This is a genomic window from Enterococcus sp. S53 (assembly GCF_016516865.1).
Lineage (GTDB): Bacteria > Bacillota > Bacilli > Lactobacillales > Enterococcaceae > Enterococcus_D > Enterococcus_D innesii.
Window position 1 is genome coordinate 1 of sequence record NZ_JACVUH010000028.1, and the last position, 17629, is coordinate 17629.

Here is a 17629-nt window from a genome sequence, read left to right on the forward strand (position 1 = left end):
TAAACCCCCCTTTGTGGGGGGGGGGGGGTCCCCCCCCTCCCACCCACACCCCCCCACACCCAACAATAATAAAATTTTGCAAATTTGATTACCGGCAACATGGTATAACAAAGCACATTTGCGGGGGCGGGCGGCTAAGATAAGAGATCATATGAAGTGCAAAAAAAATTAAAAAGATAGGATAAAAAAAATAAAAAAAGGGTGTGGAAGAGAGAAAATAAAGGGATAAGGTCAAGGTCAAAAGATCAACCCCCTACCCCCAGTCTTGGGGGTCTCGAACTAACTCCCTCCGCCCTCTTTCAATCGTTGAAAGAGGGAACTTACAACTACCCCTAGCGCCAACGCCCCTTCACCAAATCTTGATGGGGCTGTCTTAAAAACATAAAACAAAAAGAGATTGTCTGACTGATAGTTAGATTGGCCTGTTGTCTTGTTCGATTCATAAACCTGAATGAGATCATAGGACTGATGAGTAGATTTGTATACAAGTTTTGATTCGAATCAAGAACCTGGAAGAGTGCAGCTAACTAAGTTTGAGTACGAGTAGAAATATGGTTCGAATAGAAAGAAGCGGAACCTCATTGCTAATGCAATGATTTCCGCAGAAGGGAGAAAATAGTTTCACTATTTTCTTTTTTTATTGGAAAGGTGAGGAAAGTATATGCAACTGAACAATCGACTTGAACTAACCGATAGGGATTTGATGATGCTTGAAGTTGTCAATCGATGGAGGATTGCGCAGCCGAAACATTTTTGTTCGTTACTAGGTTTTCCGTCTATTGAATATGTTCGCAAGAGAATTCGCAAGTTAGAGTTAAATGGCTATTTGAAACGAGACTTGCGCCAAGGAAGAGAGGCGCAAATTTACTCGTTAGGTACTAAAGGTAAGGAAGTGCTTGAAATATCTGGTATTGGCAAAGTAAGTGACGCAACAGTTCGACATGAATTGGGTGTTTTAACATGTACTTGTTTTTTACGGGAGTATTTTCCAGAAGCAAAATTAGATTATCATTCAATCATTACCGATCGTGACTTCAGAACTTATGAGTACAAAAAGGATAATTATGGTGGTTATAAAAAAATGACACGAAAAGGTGACTTAACTTTTAAAGTCGGAAATGATTGGTGGATAGTTGAATACGAGAAAGAGAAGAAAGAAGCCTTTCGAGTACAAACAAATGTTAGTGCAAATAAAAATCGAGCGTATGGTCAAATTTGGATCTATCCCAAAATGAAGACTTTAATTTACAACAGATTAGTAGAAGCCAAAGAATATGTTGGGATTGATGATGTTCAATTTAAACTGCTCACTTTTGAAGAGGTTGAGAAGGTTTTAGAAAGACCGTCAAAGCGTCTTGCGACTCTTTCTACTACCCCTATCGATGCCCTCATTGAGGAGTTTTATTCTTATTCTGAACATAGGGAAATGGACTTGTTCCATACCCCTTATTAAACGAAAAGAAAGGTGAATGTATGTATCAAGATGTCGTTTTTGTTTGGCGAAGCCGATTATCAAAAGCAGGTATCGTCTTATGTTGCATTGGAATAGTTCTTTTTCCATTACCAGGATCACTTGCTTTGCTTTCGTATTTGATCCTTCAGGAATATTATGAAAAAAAATCTTCAAAGTTGATGATACTTACCTTGGGTTTTTTCCTGATTGTGGTAAGTATTTTTTATTTAAATCAGAAACAAATGAGTCGAAGTTCAATCGGCTTATTAAGCCTGATCTACACCCAACTCATTGCAAACCAAGATGGCTTTGCAAGTATGGTGGCATACGTCACAGCTGACGGATATTTTCGAGAACATTTCATACCGTCAACAATTCAATGGATTTTGGGAATCAATTTGTTTGGATGGGGTATAGGGGTGATGATCGTCAGTTTGGGATTGTTATTACAGAAAAGTTCTTCAGAAATTCTTATGCACGAAACAGTCAAGCAAGAAACAAGAAGAGAAGTTATGTTGAATAGTCGAGGTGGGATCAACTTTAATGACAAGGGGCACGTTGGTGCTTTCGGATCTACTCGTACAGGGAAGACCGCGACTATTTTGCATTATATCGAACAGTCGATCCGTGAAGGACAATTTACCGTCGTGATCGACGGTAAAGGGGGGACTTCGAACTACGATTTGAATATAGTCACCGAAAAGTTAGCTAAAAAATATAACCGAAAGCTATATGTGATTAACCAATCAGAGATTTCAAAAACGAATCCGTATAATCCATTTAAAGGCATAACGGAGACAGAATTAAAAGATTTACTATCTAGTTTAACCGAGTGGTCCGAAGAGCATTATCGAATTCAAGCACTTACTTACTGGCAAGTGATGGGACGTGTCATGAGAGCTGCCGACATTCAGTATAGCTTCCAAAGTATAATCAAGTATTCTGATCCCTCAAATTTCAAAAACTTAATTGAAGGACTGTATAGTCAAGACATTATTTCTAAGGAATTGTACAGTAGAGCGAAACAAGTATTAGCTTCTTGTAAAGATACTGTGGTCCAAGCGATTGGTCGTTTGGCGATTTTTAACGATGGAGACGGCCGCTATCTTTTTGGTCAAGATGGGTTTACTTTACGTCAAGCCTATGAGGAAGATGCAGTCGTTGTCGTGTACTTAAATGAATTCAAATACAGTGATTTTGCACGAAGTTTAGGAAAGCTGGTTGTCGCAGAGTACAAATTGTTTTTGAGTCAAAAAGCTGAAAGAGACGACCAAACAGAAGCATTGTTAGTGATGGACGAATTGGGCGTTTATGTTGATGAATCCTTTGAAGCTTTACTGAATAGAACCGCGTCCTTTAGCGTAAAAACTATCGTAGCTATGCAGGTAATCGCTGATGTGAACAAAGTTTCGGAAGAATTAACGAAACAGATTCTTGGGAATTTAACCAATTTTGTCATTCTACGTACGGACGATGATACAGCAAATGAATTATCAAAATTCATTGGAACAGAAAAACAAGTGAAGCAAACCAGTCGTAGCAATGAGGAAGGAAACACCGGAGAAAGTTCGAATAATGTGGTAGACGAATTTGTGATCAATCCAAACAAGATCAAGCGGCTTCCTAATCTTCATGGGTATTATTATTCCCACAATCGCCCAGGAGAACCCTCGAAATTTGTAACAACCTTTGTAAAAACTGGAAAGGAGAAGCCGACTAAAGAAAATGAGCGCAAAATTCATAAGAAAAAGCCTGAGAGAATTGTTCTATCAAAAAAATAATCTGAATTGGGGCTTATTTGTCTTCAGTTTGGCGTTATTAGTTGGCTCCTCGTGGATCGTAACGTCCGCAGCTAACCATTTTTTGGATATCCCACCATTTGAAAATGTCGCGCGTTCAGCAAGTTTCTTCAGTTTGATCGGAAGCATTACGTGGGTACCGGTGATCGAGGAAATGATTTTCAGGAAATACCTAGTATCACTGCTACAAAAGGTTTTTCCTTGGAAAATAAGTGCAGGAATTTCTAGTATCGTTTTTGCCATTCTACATGGGCAAAAGAACTTTTTGCCCTTTTTAATAAATGGACTCATTTATTCATGGACCATGAAAAAAAGTGGAACGATCGTCATGCCGATATTGCTTCATGTAAGTTATAACATCGTAGCAGTAATCACACAATTCACACAATAATAAATACCAATCTATGGAGGAATAGATAACGTGAAAGAAACAAAAGGAATATTGATCAGTCAAAGGCTTGCTCAATTAAGGAAGGAAAGATTTTTAACACTAGATGATGTGAGTAATATCTTTGATCCGCCGGTGACTAAAGGAACGGTAAGTAATTGGGAGAACGGCCACCAACATCCTAGTAACAAACGAATAGTAGCTTTATGTGATTTTTACGACGTTAGTATCGATTATCTTTACGGTCGAACTGAGGATAGAAGTTTTAAAAATGAAAATAATCAAAGAAACTTAGTGGAGGTAGGATATGAGTGGAAAAAGTGAAAGAAATCTATATTGGAAGGCACAATTTCTAGTTGTCTTGAATTATACTCAAATCTTGCTTAGAAAGGGTGCTTTATTATGTCTAGCAGCTACCTCTGTTACCTGGCTAAAAAACGAGCTGATGAAGGAAATCGTGAACTCTGAACTGATGTTAGATGGAGGTCGTATTGATGAAAATATGCTAGAAGAAGCATTCTTAGTATTAGTGATCAATTTAAGTGCATTATGGGTATTGGTCGGTGGATCTATCATTATAGTAAGTTGGAATCTCCGAAATAGTTCAGTCATTAAATCGGTAAAACAAATAGCAATCCCTGTTTTTTTCCTATTTTTGATTTTGATCGATTTTGAAGTTGCATTATCAGTTATTGTTCTTGCTTTAGTAGCTAGTTTAGTCCTGAAAGCTGTTCATACGATAATTAGAAAAATAATGTGGGAAAAACTACTGAAACCAGTTGTTAAAGCAACAAGTTTTTGGGATTTGCCAGGAAGCGAATCTATCGATAAGGATGAATATTATCAGGTCTTGAAGAATTTAATTCCTGTAGATAGTACAATTTTTATAGAATCGCTAATATTGTGTATGGAAGAAGTTCATTCGCACATTCTATTTTCCCGAGAAAAGCCTGAAGGAAGAATGGTTCGTGAAAGTTTGACAGTAGTATATCGTATTGGAAATTCCATGGAACGATATAACAAAATTCTCTACTTTAACGATGTAATAGCTTTAGAGAAAGTTCGTTAGAATCATGTATTGTAGGATGATTTTTTTGTTGCCCCGACACTCCGACCGCCTCCACCGTTTACGGGGCAACAAAAAAAGGAAAGACAAGCTTTCCAGTTTCGGCGTTTATGTAGTTTTTTCAGCGGTTTGATGGTATAATAAGTATGTAAAGAGGAGTTGCGTCAACAACTCCCCAATGACAGCACCGTTTAAAGAACGGCGGCCGTTAACTGTATAACTTAAAAAGAAATAGCTAGTCTCTGGCTAAAGCGACGGCTATTTCTTTTTGTCGTTTTTAAGCAACTTGACAACCAGACTGATCAAAGCAATGGTAAACATACCAAAGCCAAGGATGGTCTGAATTGTTTCGTATGCAGACAAAAGGCTTCTCCTTTCATAAGATTTTGTGAGTATTTTCATACGCACCACCTTCTTTCAAGGATTCGCCACCGTCGATTAAACTTTACTGTCACCTACTATTATACCATAAGAACCAGTCTAAATCCTTAATTCTAAGGCATTTGGACTGGTTTTTTGTTTGCTGCACAGACGTATTTCTTCCTTCGCTCCAACCACCACCGCCGCTACGGAGGAAGCCATGTGATCACTTCTAAAAAGGTCAAAAGAGTCAAGATAAAGTTCAAGTAATAAGAGAAGCGGAACCTCATTGACAAGCAATGATTTCCGCAGGGCGTAAGATTCCGATGCCGGAATCTTTTTTAGATTGTATTGACTGTCAGAGCGCAACGGATTTGTTTCATTCCTGTTTGTCGGTTTCGCTCCTATCGAGCAGCTGCTATCGGTCTGGCGAGAGTGCTTATACACCTTCCGCATTCAGAAAAAGAAGGGGCGGAAAAACTTTTGCAAAGAACACAAAACTTTTTCCTACAGCATTCCCTTTTTTTCTGCCTGCTCCAGGTGTAAGAGCTAAGCACGCCAACCCGCTATCAGCTTCAGCTCGAAATGATCGATATCAACCAACAAAGAAAGGAGAATTCTAAACAAATCGTTGCAGACAGACAATAAAATCAAATTTTTTCACCACCCACAAATCGCTTAACTGAAATGAACTTGTCAGGAACAAAAACCGACCAATAAGGAGAGATTCACATGGAAATTACCGCAATAAATATCAAAAAGAGTTTGAGAGAGCAAGGAATTGATACGAAAAAAGTACGCATTCGGGTTGAAATGGTGGGCTACGGTAGCACTTCTATCAAAGTAACATTACATGATTTAACGCTTGAAACGGAAAAAGTTCGTCATGAAATCCAAAAACGGTGGGGGAGCATTCGCTATGACGAAAAAGTACAAGGTGAAATATTAGAGGGCTGTAATACGTATGTGTTTTGCGATTATGACGATGATGTTTTAGAGCAAGCGATTCAAGCGAGATATGCGCAAGCAGAGGTCATTTATCAGCATTTAGAGCAGTTAGACACATACGATGGTGAACAAATTTTTGAAACAGAGTCGATGAGAGCCGTTGCCTTTTTCAAAGACAAATCAATTTCATTGATGATGAAAGACCGTTCTAGCGCTATTCAGTACCGCAGACACACCTTAAACAGCGTTTACGATTTAGCACATGCCCTTGTTTTCCTCGAAACGATCGGACATTTTGGGAAACTCTAAGCCAAAGAATCAGGAAAGGAATGATTGAAATGCCAATAAATTGGATAGAGTTAGGCGGAAAATATACATTGACCGAGTTAGAGGGAATCAAGCAGGCAATCGAATCCCTGAAGGACTTGCACAAAGAACAGCACAAAAAAACGGAAAAGGAGGCGTACGAAAGGGTTTCATAACCCTTTCGTACAAAAAATGATGATAAATGATGGTAAAAAGTACAAATGTAAGAATTCTTTTGTCTTTCAAGAGGAAATGATTGCAAGAGGGGATGTTATTGGTGTCAATCATATCGAATCACCAGTAGCCTATTGCGACGTGTATCGTGAAGATGACTATGGTATGAAACGGCTACGAACGATTGAAATCAACTTGGCACGCTTAAACCAGTCGATCGATTTTGAGAGTGAAGCGACTTATTACGGCGAGTGTGAAAAATGTCGCTACATGTTAAACGAATATCCAAGTGGTGCTTGGGGCGTTGGGTATGTATGCGCACCTTGTGGAAAAAAACTGAGAGGTGAATATGAACTTTGACAGCTAAATATACGCCAACAAATCAAGAAGGAAGGTCTGAAAGTCAAAACCTTGGGCGTGGGTTACCAATCCACGCCGAGGGTTCGGCTGAAGACGAAGAACTATTTTTAGAATTGTTACAAAAAATGCAAGAAGAACACCCAGAAGATGACTAAAAATAAAGTAGATGAAAAGAGGAAATAATTATGATCAACAACGTAACTTTAGTAGGACGCTTAACAAAAGACCCAGAATTGCGCTACACAGCTAACGGTACAGGGGTAGCGACGTTTACCCTTGCCATCAATCGAAACTTTACCAACCAAGCCGGAGAGCGTGAAGCAGACTTCGTTCAGTGTGTGATTTGGAGAAAGCCAGCGGAAACACTTGCTAATTATGCTCGCAAGGGAACATTACTAGGAGTGACCGGACGAATCCAAACACGTTCTTATGACAACCAACAAGGACAACGTGTCTATGTAACTGAAGTTGTAGCAGAGAATTTTCAATTGTTGGAATCTAAGGCAACAAGCGAACAACGACAAAGCACACAAGCAAGTCAACCCACTCAGCAAGCCAATCGTCAGAACTACAACGAACCAGTACCATCGGGTTTCCCAAGTGATGGCGACATGCCAACAGGCGCACCGGTAGGCGCCACATTGGACATTTCAGATGATAATTTGCCTTTCTAATAAGACCATAGAAGAGAGAATAAGGAGGTCAACCGCTTCGGCGGTTGACTGATATTTCAAAAAGGGAGACGTGATACAGATGGCTGAAGAGTTAACTTACTATGATAAAAAGTATGAGCGTGGGTGGTATCGAAACGGCAAGAGGTACCGATTTTTGTATATCGTCGCAATCGGTAATGTCGCAAAATACCAAACAAAAACCGCCTATTTGAGAAATTGGGAAACGATGTCGTGCGAGAATCTAGAATTACACGAAGAATGGTTTAAAGAAGCTGAATATTTAGGATTAGATTTGCCCTTTGATTAATTTATTTTCTGATACGCAGGAAAAAGAGTGTAAAACCAACTGAAATTATTGGAGGAAAACATGAAAGACAGGCGAAACTATCAAAAAATGATCACTACAAAATTACTAAGCCTATCAGGAAAACGAAATATCTCTACCGTTTTCTTCGATTGGGTGCATATGATGGCTTATGCTTTTTCAAACAGTGTGGATAAAGAACGGTACGAGGAGCGAGAAGCCGCCTATTTAGCGATTGTCGGCAAATACACGAGGGAAGAAGCTTGTCTGTTTGGAGATTGCTTAGGATTGCTTACCATGGCGTTTGAATACAAGGTACAAGATTGGCTAGGCGCAATTTACATGGAGCTAAATATAAACAGCAAAAATACAGGTCAATTTTTTACACCTTCTCATATTGCAGAATTGATGGCTAGAATGACTTTTTCCAACAATGAGCCGTTACTAGAGGAAAAGGGATGGATTGGCTACTATGAGCCTTGTATTGGCGCTGGTAGCATGGTTCTCGCTTTTGCGGTCGCAATGGAAAGCGGTGGTTATAACTACCAGAAACAACTGAGAGTGGCGTGTGAAGACATTGACGAAAATTGCTTACTGATGGCTTATGTTCAGCTTTCATTATGCGGGATCAATGCCATATGTAAAGTGAAAAATTCCATGTCGGGTGAGGAAACGTCTACTTGGTTCACACCGTTTCACATGATCAATCCCGCATGGATCACGAGAAAGAATAAGGAGCCAGCAATAGCACCAAAAAGGAGACAAAAAGAAGAACCAGATGTTTGGGTCATTCCTGAAGGGGCTGAACAACTCGCCTTGTTTTAATTGATTTTACGGAAAGAAGAAGGGCGCAAAGCTTCCTTCTTCTTTGCCAAAATCTAAATTAAGCAAACTAGGAGGGCGAAAAATGACAGATCAGTTTAACAAAAGAACTGTTTTTAACCAGATTATTGATAGACAAAACGAGGGAATTGATCCATACAAAACTCTGAAAGGTCATGCTGAAGAAGATCAGGATGGAAGAATAAAAAGTACTGAATCTTTTCTAAAAACTTTAGGAACGATAGAAGATTTTATTGATTACATTACAGATAAATACAAAACCATAATTCTAAAATCTTATGAACTATATGAAAATAAGTACAACGATGTGACTGATGACAGCTTATGTATAGAAATTTGGTCAGATGGAACTTACCTTGTTACAAACGAAACTTTGCATTATGACTGCAAAAGTGAAGCGGACTTGCGACTGCTAAAAGAACTGTTTCATAAAACATCATTTTGTGTAGATGTTACAGAATTAAATAGAAACGGACACAAAGCCATGGTAGATGTTGAAGCTAGAGCAAAAAATTTAAAAGAGCTTGAGCAATTAATTAAAGAATACAGAGTTTGTAATAGTAATTATTTAAAAGACAAAGTTGTCGAAATAGTTGGTGATGACGGTAATATTTATTTTGACAGGAAAATTGATAGATAAAAACGATAGCAAAGTGTTACCTATAATCAAAAAACATGCAACTTATAGTTTTCTAATAGAAATAGCCAAATAGGAGGGAGAATAATTGTGGAATACCACCAAAATTTAAAGAATGCTACGACGATTAAAGAAGTGCAAGAAATTTATAATAAAGGTTTTAAAAAAATGGTGCTAGAGATTGAAGAAGAATTTATTTCAAAAGGAAGCGGGCAACAGCTGGTCTATGCTGATGGTTGTATTGACCCAAGTTTAACTATATCTGATATACAATTATTGATTTATGCAGAACATCGAGCAGAGCAGATATGTAAAAACAAGTCAGAAGGACTAATGATTACGTCCAACCACGATTCGTTTATAGAAGAAAGACTAGCAGAAATAAAAAGAAAAAATGATACAAAGAGTAAAAAAACATAGAGAAAATAGGCTATGCACGTGTCGGATCATTTGAGAAAGTTAATAGTAGGAAGATATAAAAAACTAGAAGGGAATGATATTTTGAATAACTATGAAACTAAAGAGTCCAAAAAACTAAAGAAAGAGTTAAGAAACCTTGATTTAAAAGGGGTTGGAAAGCATATAGTATTCTCGATAATAGTTTGCATGTTTCTTGGCTCATTTTATTATTTTTTTAGATGGAAAATCATTGGTGCATTACTATTATTCTTTGTTGGATATGGAATTTTAGGAATAGCGATAGTTTATATTGGGTTATTTGTTCAGAAATGGGGATTGAAAAAAATTAAGGAAAAAGAAGTTAAGGATCATTTTAAAAATGATGATTTAGATTTTTGAAGAAGTCAGCTATTCACCAAAATAGCGGAAAAACACGGTATCAACACATGCAATGCTAACACTTTGCCTTTTTCATAGAAAAATGTCAACAGATGGTTTAGAAGGGAAGTGAATGAATACATGAAAACTTTTGCAGTCGATTTCGCCTTCTATGATTTTGGCGATCTTGTGTTTACTATGAAATGGATCCACGCAAAGACGGAGGAAAATGCTATTGATCAGCTACTAAAAGAACATAGAAATATTCATGTTCAAGATATTAGAGAAATCCGTGATTATATCAAATAAGAGGAGATTGTTATGAAACATAAGTCAAAATTTATCCTTGCAGCGTTGATTAGTTTGCTTGGATTCACCGCTTCATTGGTGGATTTATCAGAAGTCGATGTTCAGTTGCCTGCTTTTTTCGATGAATGGACGTCCCAGGAACAAATTTCAGCTGAAGAGATTGAGAACCTACCTGATTTTGACGGTCAGAACGTTGTCATTCAAGTAAACGGGAATCGACCAAGCTTTACAGCTGAAGAGACGTCGATCGATTCAGGGTCTTGGCAAACCTTTTCGGATCTTGATTCGTTAAATCGAGTCGGTGTCGCAAATGCGATGTTACACCGATCGATGATACCTACAGAAGAACGAGGAGACATATCAAATGTCTATCCCACCGGTTGGAATCAGAAAAAGCTTGAAAATAATATTTGGCTTTACAATCGTTCCCACCTCATTGGGTTTCAAATGACCGGTGAAAATGACAACTGGAAAAATTTGTTCACCGGCACGCAACAGCTGAACCAGATCCATATGGTCCAATTCGAAAATGAAGTAGCCAACTATTTGAGAACAACCAATAATCACGTGCGTTATCGGGTCACAACAGTATTCAGAGAACAAGAATTGCTGCCCAGGGCGATTCAAATGGAAGCCCAAAGTATTGAGAGCGATGACGTTCAATTCAATATCTTGATCCATAATGTCCAAAATAGTGTATCGATCGATTATCAGACTGGAAAAGCCACAACCCCATAAATCACTCAAGGTCAAAAGAACAAGTTCAAGGGAAAAGAGAAGCGGAACCTCCTTGCTGAAGCAATGAGATCCGCAGGTGGAAAGATTCCGTACCGGAATCTTTGTTAGATTTGAAGAAATGTCAGAGCGCTGGGCAGTTGTTTCAACTCCTGTTCGTTGTTTTCGACCACTCGATCACGCTGCTATCGGATTGGCGAGAGTGCTTATACACCTTACGCAGTCTGAAAAAAAGGGGCGGAAAAACTTTTGCGAAACCCGCACAAAACTTTTTCCTACAGCACGCCCTTTTTTTCCGCCTGCTACAGGTGTAAGGGCTAAGCACGCCAAACCGCTATCAGCTATGCTCGAATGTTCGAAGATCAAACAACGAGAAAGGAGGAGTATAAACAAATGCCCAGTGACATTTCTTCAAATTAAATTTTTTCGCCACCCACAAATCGCTTAACTCAAATGTATTTGTAAAGACCAAAAAAAAAAGAAAGAAACGAGTGAATGATATGGAAACAGTTTATGAAATCGTCAAAGTCAACCAAGAAATTTGTGCAATGGAAAAGTTTGTTCCGCTAAATACCACCTCAAGTTATACGATAGCGACATGGCTTCAAAATGAAATCGGATTGGACACACAAGAAAACCTCGTTCTACTTTGCTTAGATGTGAGAAACAACTTGACCAGTTACTCAGTGGTTCATCGAGGAACTATCAATCAAACGTTTGTCGAACCAAAAAATCTATTTCAACGAGCGTTATTGTCAAACGCTTCTCGCATTCTAATTGCCCACAATCACCCAAGTGGCAACCCGAAACCAAGTCTTGCAGACAACCAAGTGACCGAACGATTGGTACGCGCAGGAAAGCTGATGAGTATTGAATTATTAGACCACATAATCGTTGGCAGTGATGATTACTACTCGTATCGAGAAGAAGGCAAGTTATGATTCCGAGTGTGCTTTTCTACCAATTGGAAAAGCACACCTATCTTAAAAATTTGGAGGGAAAACGATGAATCGAATCAAACGTGTAGCACTTGAAAAATTATCAAACGAACTGACTGAACAAACGTCACCTAGCGAGAAATTGATTTTTGAATGGTTAGGTAAGCAAAAGGATATTGCGTTGTATCAAGGAATTTTAACTCCTGAAAAATCGCTTAAAAAGGCGTATCAATATGCCTACTCACAAGCGACACAATTTCAAGTCGGCGGTTGTGCCATTATCGACGATGAATTGGTTTACTTATGGATAGCGCATTACTTCAAACAACCAGTTACCGTAGTTACCAACGATTTTGCCAAAGAAATGATTCAAAAGAGCAAGACAAAGCAAGAGGAGCCTAAGAAACCACAAAATATCAATCAAGTGAAATCGAAGAAAAAAGTAACAAAGGAAACAAACAGCACGAAGACGAAGCCAAAAATGATGGAAGGAGAGCAATTAAGTTTGCTAGATATGTTATGAGAAAGATGAAAACCGCTAATGATTACGCCAAAAACTGTTTGAAACCACCAAAGGCATTCTTTGAATGGTGTTACTACAATATGCCCACCTATAAGTGGGCAAACAAACAACAGACAATCGTTGCTTCTGAACGAAAGCATTTCTTAACGTATGAGAAACGGCTCACGAAGAACGCTCGACTAACATTCTTCGACCGCAGAGACCACTACCGAATTATCCTCTCGACCAGTAAACGGATTGAGATACAAACTTATGAAGTCCGTTCTTTATTTGAAAAAGGCAAGCAATACTTTCGAGAGAAATTAGTGAATTTGGAACACTTTAGTAATAATTGCCATATCAAAGTCGGTGCAGTTTCCGATTTTGCCTATGATTTTCGATTGATTCAGATAGGTAGTATGTTTGCCACCTATCACGAACGTCCGCCCCTTTATAATAACCAATGGGTTAACCGCCTACTGTCTGTTTCAGAGTTACGATATCTCTCACTAGATGATATAAGTGAAAGTGAAATTGCTTTTATTTACAAATACAGACAGCGAATTGAGTATGCGCAACGAATCAATGCACTAGAGTTAGCCAAGCAGATTCTAGAAAGAAAGTTAGACATGCGGTCAATCACGATGAAGTGGTTGAAGCGAAACAAAGTATTTTTTAGAAACAGCAATCGAAGCTATCAAGCCTATCAAGTAAAGCAAGCATTAGAATCATTGGGAACGAAATATATTGCGGGTATTGAAGCGTTTATGGGCGCAGATGATGTAAAGAAGATACCAAAAGAGGTCAAGCCAATCACTCTTCAAAATTACCTCATAAAGCAAAAGAAGAAGATAGGTTGCTATCGTGACTATTTCAATGCACTTAGGGATTTAAATATTCCACTCAACTCAATGAATTGCCTACCAAAAGACCTTGAAAAGGCACATGACAAAGCCGTAGAAACACTAAATGCGATGGAACGAGAGGTTATTCGAAAGGAATTTGAAAAAAGAGCAGTCGAGGAAGCCTTTCTTGAAATGACGTTAAATGACGTGAAATTCATTTTGCCTAAAGAAGCGAACGAATTAATAGAAGAAGGGAAAAAATTGGAGCATTGCGTGGGGACAAATAGTTATATCGATGAACATGCAGATGGAGATACGACAATAGTGTTTGTCCGTAAAGCGTCTGAACCAGATAAGCCGTATTACACTCTTGAGTATCAAGATTCAGAACTTGTTCAAATATCGGGTTCAAACAACAAAAGTCCAGATGAACACCTACTAGAAACAGTCAATCATTGGTTACAAATTGTCAATGAAATGTCCAAATTAAGGGAGAAGAAATATGTTGCCTAATCATTCAAGACACAAAAAAAGCTTATCTTAAATGCGAGTTAAGATAAGCGGGTAACGATTTAGCATTGTATTTGCACCTTTATTATAGCAAAAAATAAAGGTGCAAACAATGTCTATCACTATGGTAGACTAAAATAAAAAGACAAGGGAGCGATACCAATGGTCAAAATCAAAGAAGAAAACGGTCAATTCGTGGTTTATGTGAGAGGAGCGGTCGCTGCTAGCTTTCAAACAAAAAGTGAAGCAGAAGCCTTTGCGGTGAAACAAACCCACTACCCTGCACAAGAGGAAACATTGACCACTGATAATCAGGAGGACGTGCCTAATGGAATCAGAGATTAACTATTTGACGGTGAATCAGGTGCTAGATGTCCTGATTGATAAAGGTACGTTGTCGAAGGACGTTGCAGATACGTTACGTGTCCCACTTTGGCAAAAAGAAGGCCCACTGGATAATCATTGTCCAACAGATGTCTTTAAAGAGCTGGTACGCAGTGCCGGTTATTATTTACGGTACACCTATTCAGATGACCGAGAATGCAATTTGTACTGGTTGGTAGAAAGAGAGTAGGCGGTTAATGAACGAAAAAGCCAAACAGAAAATCGTAAATTTGCTTGCCTTAGCGAACGATGCCAGCGATGAAGAGTCGATGTCTGCCTTAGCGAAAGCCCAAGAGTTGATGCTTCAGCACAATATCGATGAATCGGATGTATTTGATTACAAACAAGTGCAAAAATCAGAAGCAGTGATTGATACGGTTATTTACCAAGGACGTCCGCAAAAATGGCTGTATCGACTAGCGTCAATCATTGCAGAAAACTTTCGTGTCCACACGTATTATGTATCAGGTTCGCCGATAGAATTGCGCTTTGTGGGGATAGAATCAGACGTTCAAATTGCGCAAATCATCTTTGAATATGCCAGAGGAAGTGCTAGTTATTGCGCAAGACAGTTCCTACAGTTGCCCGAAATCAGGCGGAAATACAAGCGTAAGTGGCAGTTAAAGCAAGATTATATAGAAGGCTATTTGGTCGGACTGTCTAAAACCTTCAGGAATCAAGTAGTAACGAATGGCTATGAAATCGCCTTGCAGGTACCTGAAATCGTTCAAATGGAAGTCGAACAAAAAGGCTTGGTGCCTGGTAAAGATATTTCCCATGAAACAAAGAGCGATGAAGCGTTCTACTCAGGCTACGCTGAAGGGATTCGTTCTACAGAAAAAGAACAGTTAAGCGTTTAGGAAACTCAGTGAAAGGAACGATGATCGAACGGTATACTAAATTATAAGTACGATTAATAATGTTTTAGTACCAGAAAAGAATCCCTTTGTTTACATATACGCCTAAAAGGTGTATATTAGGTGTATTGGAAGGGGGGGTTATATGTCAACAAAAGAAAGATTGAATGTCAATTTGGATTCAGAATTGAAAAAAGATACAGCTGAAACACTAGAAGCATTGGGACTTGATTTTACAACCGCCATTAATATCTACTTCAAACAAATCGTTAGCAAGCAAAAGATTCCTTTTGAAATATCTGCCCCAAAATATTTCTCTGCTGAGGAAGTTATGGGAAAAAATTGGAAAGATGACTTAGATACCGTTGAGGACGAGTGGGAATGAGTTACAAAATAAAATTCACTCCTGCTTCCAAAAAAGATTATGACAAACTTGACAATAGTCAAAAACTCCAAGTGAGGAAGTCCTTGCAAAGAATTGAGAAATTTGGAGTAGATACTGGGCAACCCCTTAAGGGGAAACTAGCTGATTGCAAAAAAATGAAACACAAAAAGTTAGGCTTGAGAGTGATATTCAAACAGTCTGATTTGGGTATTGAAATAATTGAAATTGTAGTAATTGGCAAAAGGGACGAAAAAGAAGTGTATAGGGAAGCTGAAAAAAGATTAGGTAGATAGATGCAACCTATCATTCTTTGGTAGAGGGGTCAGAAACTTACGTTTCTGACCCCTTTTTTTATTGGCCATTTCATAGCTCCTTGAGTAGCTCAATCAATTAGGTCAGAAAGAGAGGTAAATTAAAGGTTTATCAAAAGAGTATGATCGATATATTCAGTGAACTTTATCGTTTTCTTCATGTTTCCCTGAAATAGTTGACAAGCAATTCAAAAAATAAACTTGTATACTTTTAGTAGATGAATATGATTTTTTAATAACAATTTAATAATGAATACAAAACTTTTTATATATGAAAAATTAACCAATATTTTTTTGAAACAATGAAAGGAGCTCGAATAATGTTAAAAAAGTTAGGGAAAATAGTGTTTATTAGTATCGTGGCATTTGGCCAACCTATTACTGTAGCGGCTGATGCTATAAATTTATATATTCAAATTAATGAGATTAAAGATATCGATAACATGAATGAGAATAATTCAAAAGAAAGCATGGAGGAGCATGATAAATTTGGGATTTTCGAAACTATTCTTGATAAGAATAGTGAGGATAATTTAACTACAAATAAATCTGAAGATGATACTTGTTCTGATGAAAAATTAGAAAAAAGCACTATTTCCATTTATTATACAAAAGAAGATATCTATCTACAAAACGATCCGCAACCAGAGATTGATAAAGAAGTAGTTAATGTAAGAAATCTAGTTTCAGGTGTGTGGGGAACATGCAATTGGGAATATAATGAAGAGACTAGTACTATGAGAGTATTTGAAGGAGAGGGGGGGTTCTCTAACCAGTACCCTTGGAATAGAAGTGGATTAGATGTAGACACACTTATCTTTGAAGGTACAGTTATTTTAAGAGCAAATTCTTCTGATATGTTTTCACGTTTTAGAGGATCAAAATTACGTGGGTTAGAAAATCTGGACACAAGCAATGTAACAAACATGGGACAGATGTTTATGAATGTTAGTGTAGAAGATTTGGACTTATCTAGTTTTAATACAAGCAATGTAACAAATATGAATAGCATGTTTTCAAATTCAGAAGTTAAAAACTTGAACATATCAAATTTTATTACAAGTAATGTAACATTCATGAACAGAATGTTTATGAACTCAAAAGCGGAACATTTAGACCTATCAAATTTTGATACAAAAAATGTCAGAGGCATGCAACAGATGTTTTCAAACTCGTCAGTGAGATATTTAGATCTATCAAATTTTAATACAAGTAATGTAACAAGCATGGAAAATATGTTTCAGAATGCGCATCAATTGATGCAACTTTCATTGGGACCAACAACGGTTTTTAATTCTTCTGTTAATTTACCCGAAGTACCAAGCAACTCTGAATTTTCTGGAATTTGGCAGTCAGTAGGTACAGGCACAGTATCAAATCCAGTTGGAGAATTTCAATTTACATCTTTTGATTTAATGTCAAATTACGATGGGAAGACTATGTCAGATGTTTATGTATGGAAACCAAATTTATTAGGCGGACGTATTGTAGTTCGTTATGAAGATATAGATGGAGTTCAACTATCGGAGGTTGTGATTATAAATTCTGAGCAGATTGGTATGCCATATATGACAGATGAAAAAGAATTTCCAGGATATTCTTTAATAAAAACTCCAGAAAATGCTATTGGTGTATTTACTTCAGAGGAACAAGAAGTGCGATATATTTATGAGCGAACCGATGCAGCACCGGTCACGGTGAAGCACAAAGATTCCGAAGGGAATCAACTAGCAGAACCAGTGATCCTAAGCGGAAAAGTTGGCT

The 17629-nt window shown here is 37.9% G+C and carries 27 protein-coding genes; 26 read left to right on the top strand and 1 reads right to left on the bottom strand.

Translation table 11 applies throughout. The features are described 5' to 3' along the window. Positions 1 to 661 precede the first annotated feature (661 nt). From IAE45_RS17775 to IAE45_RS17795, 5 genes are all read left to right on the top strand, one after another. The gene (locus IAE45_RS17775) at positions 662 to 1453 is read left to right on the top strand and encodes a hypothetical protein (RefSeq protein WP_086373550.1); all 792 of its coding nucleotides are present in this window, start codon (positions 662 to 664) and stop codon (positions 1451 to 1453) included. 242 nt (positions 1454 to 1695) lie between these two features. Continuing rightward, positions 1696 to 3234: a type IV secretory system conjugative DNA transfer family protein gene (locus IAE45_RS17780; protein WP_176462077.1), complete on the top strand. Its 1539-nt coding sequence runs from the start codon at positions 1696 to 1698 to the stop codon at positions 3232 to 3234. After that, entirely contained in the window at positions 3215 to 3643 is a 429-nt protein-coding gene (locus IAE45_RS17785) for a CPBP family intramembrane glutamic endopeptidase (RefSeq protein WP_200127642.1), read from the top strand. The genes IAE45_RS17780 and IAE45_RS17785 overlap by 20 nt, the downstream gene beginning before the upstream one ends. Positions 3644 to 3673: 30 nt before the next feature. Then, positions 3674 to 3964, top strand: a complete 291-nt coding sequence (locus tag IAE45_RS17790) for a helix-turn-helix domain-containing protein (protein ID WP_200127644.1) — start codon at positions 3674 to 3676, stop codon at positions 3962 to 3964. Then, positions 3948 to 4709, top strand: coding sequence for a hypothetical protein (locus IAE45_RS17795; RefSeq protein ID WP_200127646.1), 762 nt, complete (start codon positions 3948 to 3950; stop codon positions 4707 to 4709). The genes IAE45_RS17790 and IAE45_RS17795 overlap by 17 nt, the downstream gene beginning before the upstream one ends. A gap of 255 nt (positions 4710 to 4964) precedes the next feature. Here the strand turns inward: IAE45_RS17795 and pepG1 are convergent, their stop codons facing one another. After that, positions 4965 to 5108, bottom strand: a complete 144-nt coding sequence (pepG1, locus tag IAE45_RS17800) for a type I toxin-antitoxin system toxin PepG1 (protein WP_128432820.1) — start codon at positions 5106 to 5108, stop codon at positions 4965 to 4967. Between the two features lie 690 nt (positions 5109 to 5798). Here pepG1 and IAE45_RS17805 point away from each other — a divergent pair. From IAE45_RS17805 to IAE45_RS17905, 21 genes are all read left to right on the top strand, one after another. Continuing rightward, a complete protein-coding gene (locus IAE45_RS17805) occupies positions 5799 to 6323 on the top strand; it encodes a hypothetical protein (protein ID WP_200127648.1) in 525 nt (174 codons plus the stop codon). Between the two features lie 29 nt (positions 6324 to 6352). Next, positions 6353 to 6496, top strand: coding sequence for a hypothetical protein (locus IAE45_RS17810; protein WP_200127650.1), 144 nt, complete (start codon positions 6353 to 6355; stop codon positions 6494 to 6496). A 76-nt stretch (positions 6497 to 6572) separates the two neighbouring features. Continuing rightward, positions 6573 to 6854: a hypothetical protein gene (locus tag IAE45_RS17815; RefSeq protein WP_200127652.1), complete on the top strand. Its 282-nt coding sequence runs from the start codon at positions 6573 to 6575 to the stop codon at positions 6852 to 6854. Beyond that, positions 6851 to 7009, top strand: coding sequence for a hypothetical protein (locus tag IAE45_RS17820; RefSeq protein ID WP_176324027.1), 159 nt, complete (start codon positions 6851 to 6853; stop codon positions 7007 to 7009). The genes IAE45_RS17815 and IAE45_RS17820 overlap by 4 nt, the downstream gene beginning before the upstream one ends. A gap of 30 nt (positions 7010 to 7039) precedes the next feature. After that, on the top strand, positions 7040 to 7528 hold the full coding sequence (gene ssb, locus IAE45_RS17825) for a single-stranded DNA-binding protein (protein WP_200127655.1): 489 nt from the start codon (positions 7040 to 7042) through the stop codon (positions 7526 to 7528). Between the two features lie 79 nt (positions 7529 to 7607). Then, complete coding sequence (locus IAE45_RS17830; protein ID WP_200127657.1) at positions 7608 to 7835, top strand: hypothetical protein; 228 nt, start codon at positions 7608 to 7610, stop codon at positions 7833 to 7835. Positions 7836 to 7895: 60 nt separating this feature from the next. Further along, positions 7896 to 8657, top strand: coding sequence for an N-6 DNA methylase (locus IAE45_RS17835; protein WP_200127664.1), 762 nt, complete (start codon positions 7896 to 7898; stop codon positions 8655 to 8657). A gap of 82 nt (positions 8658 to 8739) precedes the next feature. Then, on the top strand, positions 8740 to 9315 hold the full coding sequence (locus IAE45_RS17840) for a hypothetical protein (RefSeq protein ID WP_233619175.1): 576 nt from the start codon (positions 8740 to 8742) through the stop codon (positions 9313 to 9315). 87 nt (positions 9316 to 9402) lie between these two features. Further along, positions 9403 to 9732 carry a hypothetical protein gene (locus tag IAE45_RS17845; protein WP_200127666.1) on the top strand — a complete coding sequence of 110 codons (330 nt, stop codon included), beginning with the start codon at positions 9403 to 9405 and terminating at the stop codon, positions 9730 to 9732. An 81-nt stretch (positions 9733 to 9813) separates the two neighbouring features. Continuing rightward, complete coding sequence (locus tag IAE45_RS17850) at positions 9814 to 10110, top strand: hypothetical protein (protein WP_200143154.1); 297 nt, start codon at positions 9814 to 9816, stop codon at positions 10108 to 10110. 120 nt (positions 10111 to 10230) lie between these two features. After that, entirely contained in the window at positions 10231 to 10398 is a 168-nt protein-coding gene (locus tag IAE45_RS17855) for a hypothetical protein (RefSeq protein WP_200127670.1), read from the top strand. Between the two features lie 12 nt (positions 10399 to 10410). Continuing rightward, a complete protein-coding gene (locus tag IAE45_RS17860) occupies positions 10411 to 11136 on the top strand; it encodes a DNA/RNA non-specific endonuclease (protein WP_200127671.1) in 726 nt (241 codons plus the stop codon). Positions 11137 to 11633: 497 nt separating this feature from the next. Further along, positions 11634 to 12074: a JAB domain-containing protein gene (locus IAE45_RS17865; RefSeq protein ID WP_200127673.1), complete on the top strand. Its 441-nt coding sequence runs from the start codon at positions 11634 to 11636 to the stop codon at positions 12072 to 12074. 64 nt (positions 12075 to 12138) lie between these two features. Continuing rightward, positions 12139 to 12594, top strand: a complete 456-nt coding sequence (locus tag IAE45_RS17870) for a Cas9 inhibitor AcrIIA9 family protein (protein WP_200127675.1) — start codon at positions 12139 to 12141, stop codon at positions 12592 to 12594. Then, on the top strand, positions 12591 to 13931 hold the full coding sequence (locus tag IAE45_RS17875; protein ID WP_200127677.1) for a PcfJ domain-containing protein: 1341 nt from the start codon (positions 12591 to 12593) through the stop codon (positions 13929 to 13931). Before IAE45_RS17870 ends, IAE45_RS17875 begins: the two co-directional genes overlap by 4 nt. Before the next feature lie 159 nt (positions 13932 to 14090). Further along, on the top strand, positions 14091 to 14273 hold the full coding sequence (locus IAE45_RS17880) for a hypothetical protein (RefSeq protein ID WP_200127679.1): 183 nt from the start codon (positions 14091 to 14093) through the stop codon (positions 14271 to 14273). Beyond that, positions 14257 to 14502, top strand: coding sequence for a hypothetical protein (locus IAE45_RS17885; RefSeq protein ID WP_200127681.1), 246 nt, complete (start codon positions 14257 to 14259; stop codon positions 14500 to 14502). Before IAE45_RS17880 ends, IAE45_RS17885 begins: the two co-directional genes overlap by 17 nt. 7 nt (positions 14503 to 14509) lie before the next feature. Further along, positions 14510 to 15172, top strand: a complete 663-nt coding sequence (locus IAE45_RS17890) for a DUF2786 domain-containing protein (protein ID WP_200127683.1) — start codon at positions 14510 to 14512, stop codon at positions 15170 to 15172. 142 nt (positions 15173 to 15314) lie between these two features. Continuing rightward, positions 15315 to 15554 carry a type II toxin-antitoxin system RelB/DinJ family antitoxin gene (locus IAE45_RS17895; RefSeq protein ID WP_200127685.1) on the top strand — a complete coding sequence of 80 codons (240 nt, stop codon included), beginning with the start codon at positions 15315 to 15317 and terminating at the stop codon, positions 15552 to 15554. Beyond that, the gene (locus IAE45_RS17900) at positions 15551 to 15847 is read left to right on the top strand and encodes a type II toxin-antitoxin system RelE family toxin (protein ID WP_200127687.1); all 297 of its coding nucleotides are present in this window, start codon (positions 15551 to 15553) and stop codon (positions 15845 to 15847) included. Before IAE45_RS17895 ends, IAE45_RS17900 begins: the two co-directional genes overlap by 4 nt. Before the next feature lie 338 nt (positions 15848 to 16185). Next, on the top strand, positions 16186 to 17629 hold a 1444-nt coding region (locus tag IAE45_RS17905), incomplete at its 3' end, for a BspA family leucine-rich repeat surface protein (protein WP_200127689.1).

Coding starts and splice junctions, on each gene's coding strand:
- IAE45_RS17775 (WP_086373550.1), top strand. CDS start 662: ATGCAACTGAACAATCGACTTGAACTAACCGATAGGGATTTGATGATG.
- IAE45_RS17780 (WP_176462077.1), top strand. CDS start 1,696: ATGAGTCGAAGTTCAATCGGCTTATTAAGCCTGATCTACACCCAACTC.
- IAE45_RS17795 (WP_200127646.1), top strand. CDS start 3,948: ATGAGTGGAAAAAGTGAAAGAAATCTATATTGGAAGGCACAATTTCTA.
- pepG1 (WP_128432820.1), bottom strand. CDS start 5,108: ATGAAAATACTCACAAAATCTTATGAAAGGAGAAGCCTTTTGTCTGCA.
- IAE45_RS17805 (WP_200127648.1), top strand. CDS start 5,799: ATGGAAATTACCGCAATAAATATCAAAAAGAGTTTGAGAGAGCAAGGA.
- IAE45_RS17810 (WP_200127650.1), top strand. CDS start 6,353: ATGCCAATAAATTGGATAGAGTTAGGCGGAAAATATACATTGACCGAG.
- IAE45_RS17815 (WP_200127652.1), top strand. CDS start 6,573: ATGATTGCAAGAGGGGATGTTATTGGTGTCAATCATATCGAATCACCA.
- ssb (WP_200127655.1), top strand. CDS start 7,040: ATGATCAACAACGTAACTTTAGTAGGACGCTTAACAAAAGACCCAGAA.
- IAE45_RS17830 (WP_200127657.1), top strand. CDS start 7,608: ATGGCTGAAGAGTTAACTTACTATGATAAAAAGTATGAGCGTGGGTGG.
- IAE45_RS17835 (WP_200127664.1), top strand. CDS start 7,896: ATGAAAGACAGGCGAAACTATCAAAAAATGATCACTACAAAATTACTA.
- IAE45_RS17840 (WP_233619175.1), top strand. CDS start 8,740: ATGACAGATCAGTTTAACAAAAGAACTGTTTTTAACCAGATTATTGAT.
- IAE45_RS17855 (WP_200127670.1), top strand. CDS start 10,231: ATGAAAACTTTTGCAGTCGATTTCGCCTTCTATGATTTTGGCGATCTT.
- IAE45_RS17860 (WP_200127671.1), top strand. CDS start 10,411: ATGAAACATAAGTCAAAATTTATCCTTGCAGCGTTGATTAGTTTGCTT.
- IAE45_RS17865 (WP_200127673.1), top strand. CDS start 11,634: ATGGAAACAGTTTATGAAATCGTCAAAGTCAACCAAGAAATTTGTGCA.
- IAE45_RS17870 (WP_200127675.1), top strand. CDS start 12,139: ATGAATCGAATCAAACGTGTAGCACTTGAAAAATTATCAAACGAACTG.
- IAE45_RS17875 (WP_200127677.1), top strand. CDS start 12,591: ATGAGAAAGATGAAAACCGCTAATGATTACGCCAAAAACTGTTTGAAA.
- IAE45_RS17880 (WP_200127679.1), top strand. CDS start 14,091: ATGGTCAAAATCAAAGAAGAAAACGGTCAATTCGTGGTTTATGTGAGA.
- IAE45_RS17885 (WP_200127681.1), top strand. CDS start 14,257: ATGGAATCAGAGATTAACTATTTGACGGTGAATCAGGTGCTAGATGTC.
- IAE45_RS17890 (WP_200127683.1), top strand. CDS start 14,510: ATGAACGAAAAAGCCAAACAGAAAATCGTAAATTTGCTTGCCTTAGCG.
- IAE45_RS17895 (WP_200127685.1), top strand. CDS start 15,315: ATGTCAACAAAAGAAAGATTGAATGTCAATTTGGATTCAGAATTGAAA.
- IAE45_RS17900 (WP_200127687.1), top strand. CDS start 15,551: ATGAGTTACAAAATAAAATTCACTCCTGCTTCCAAAAAAGATTATGAC.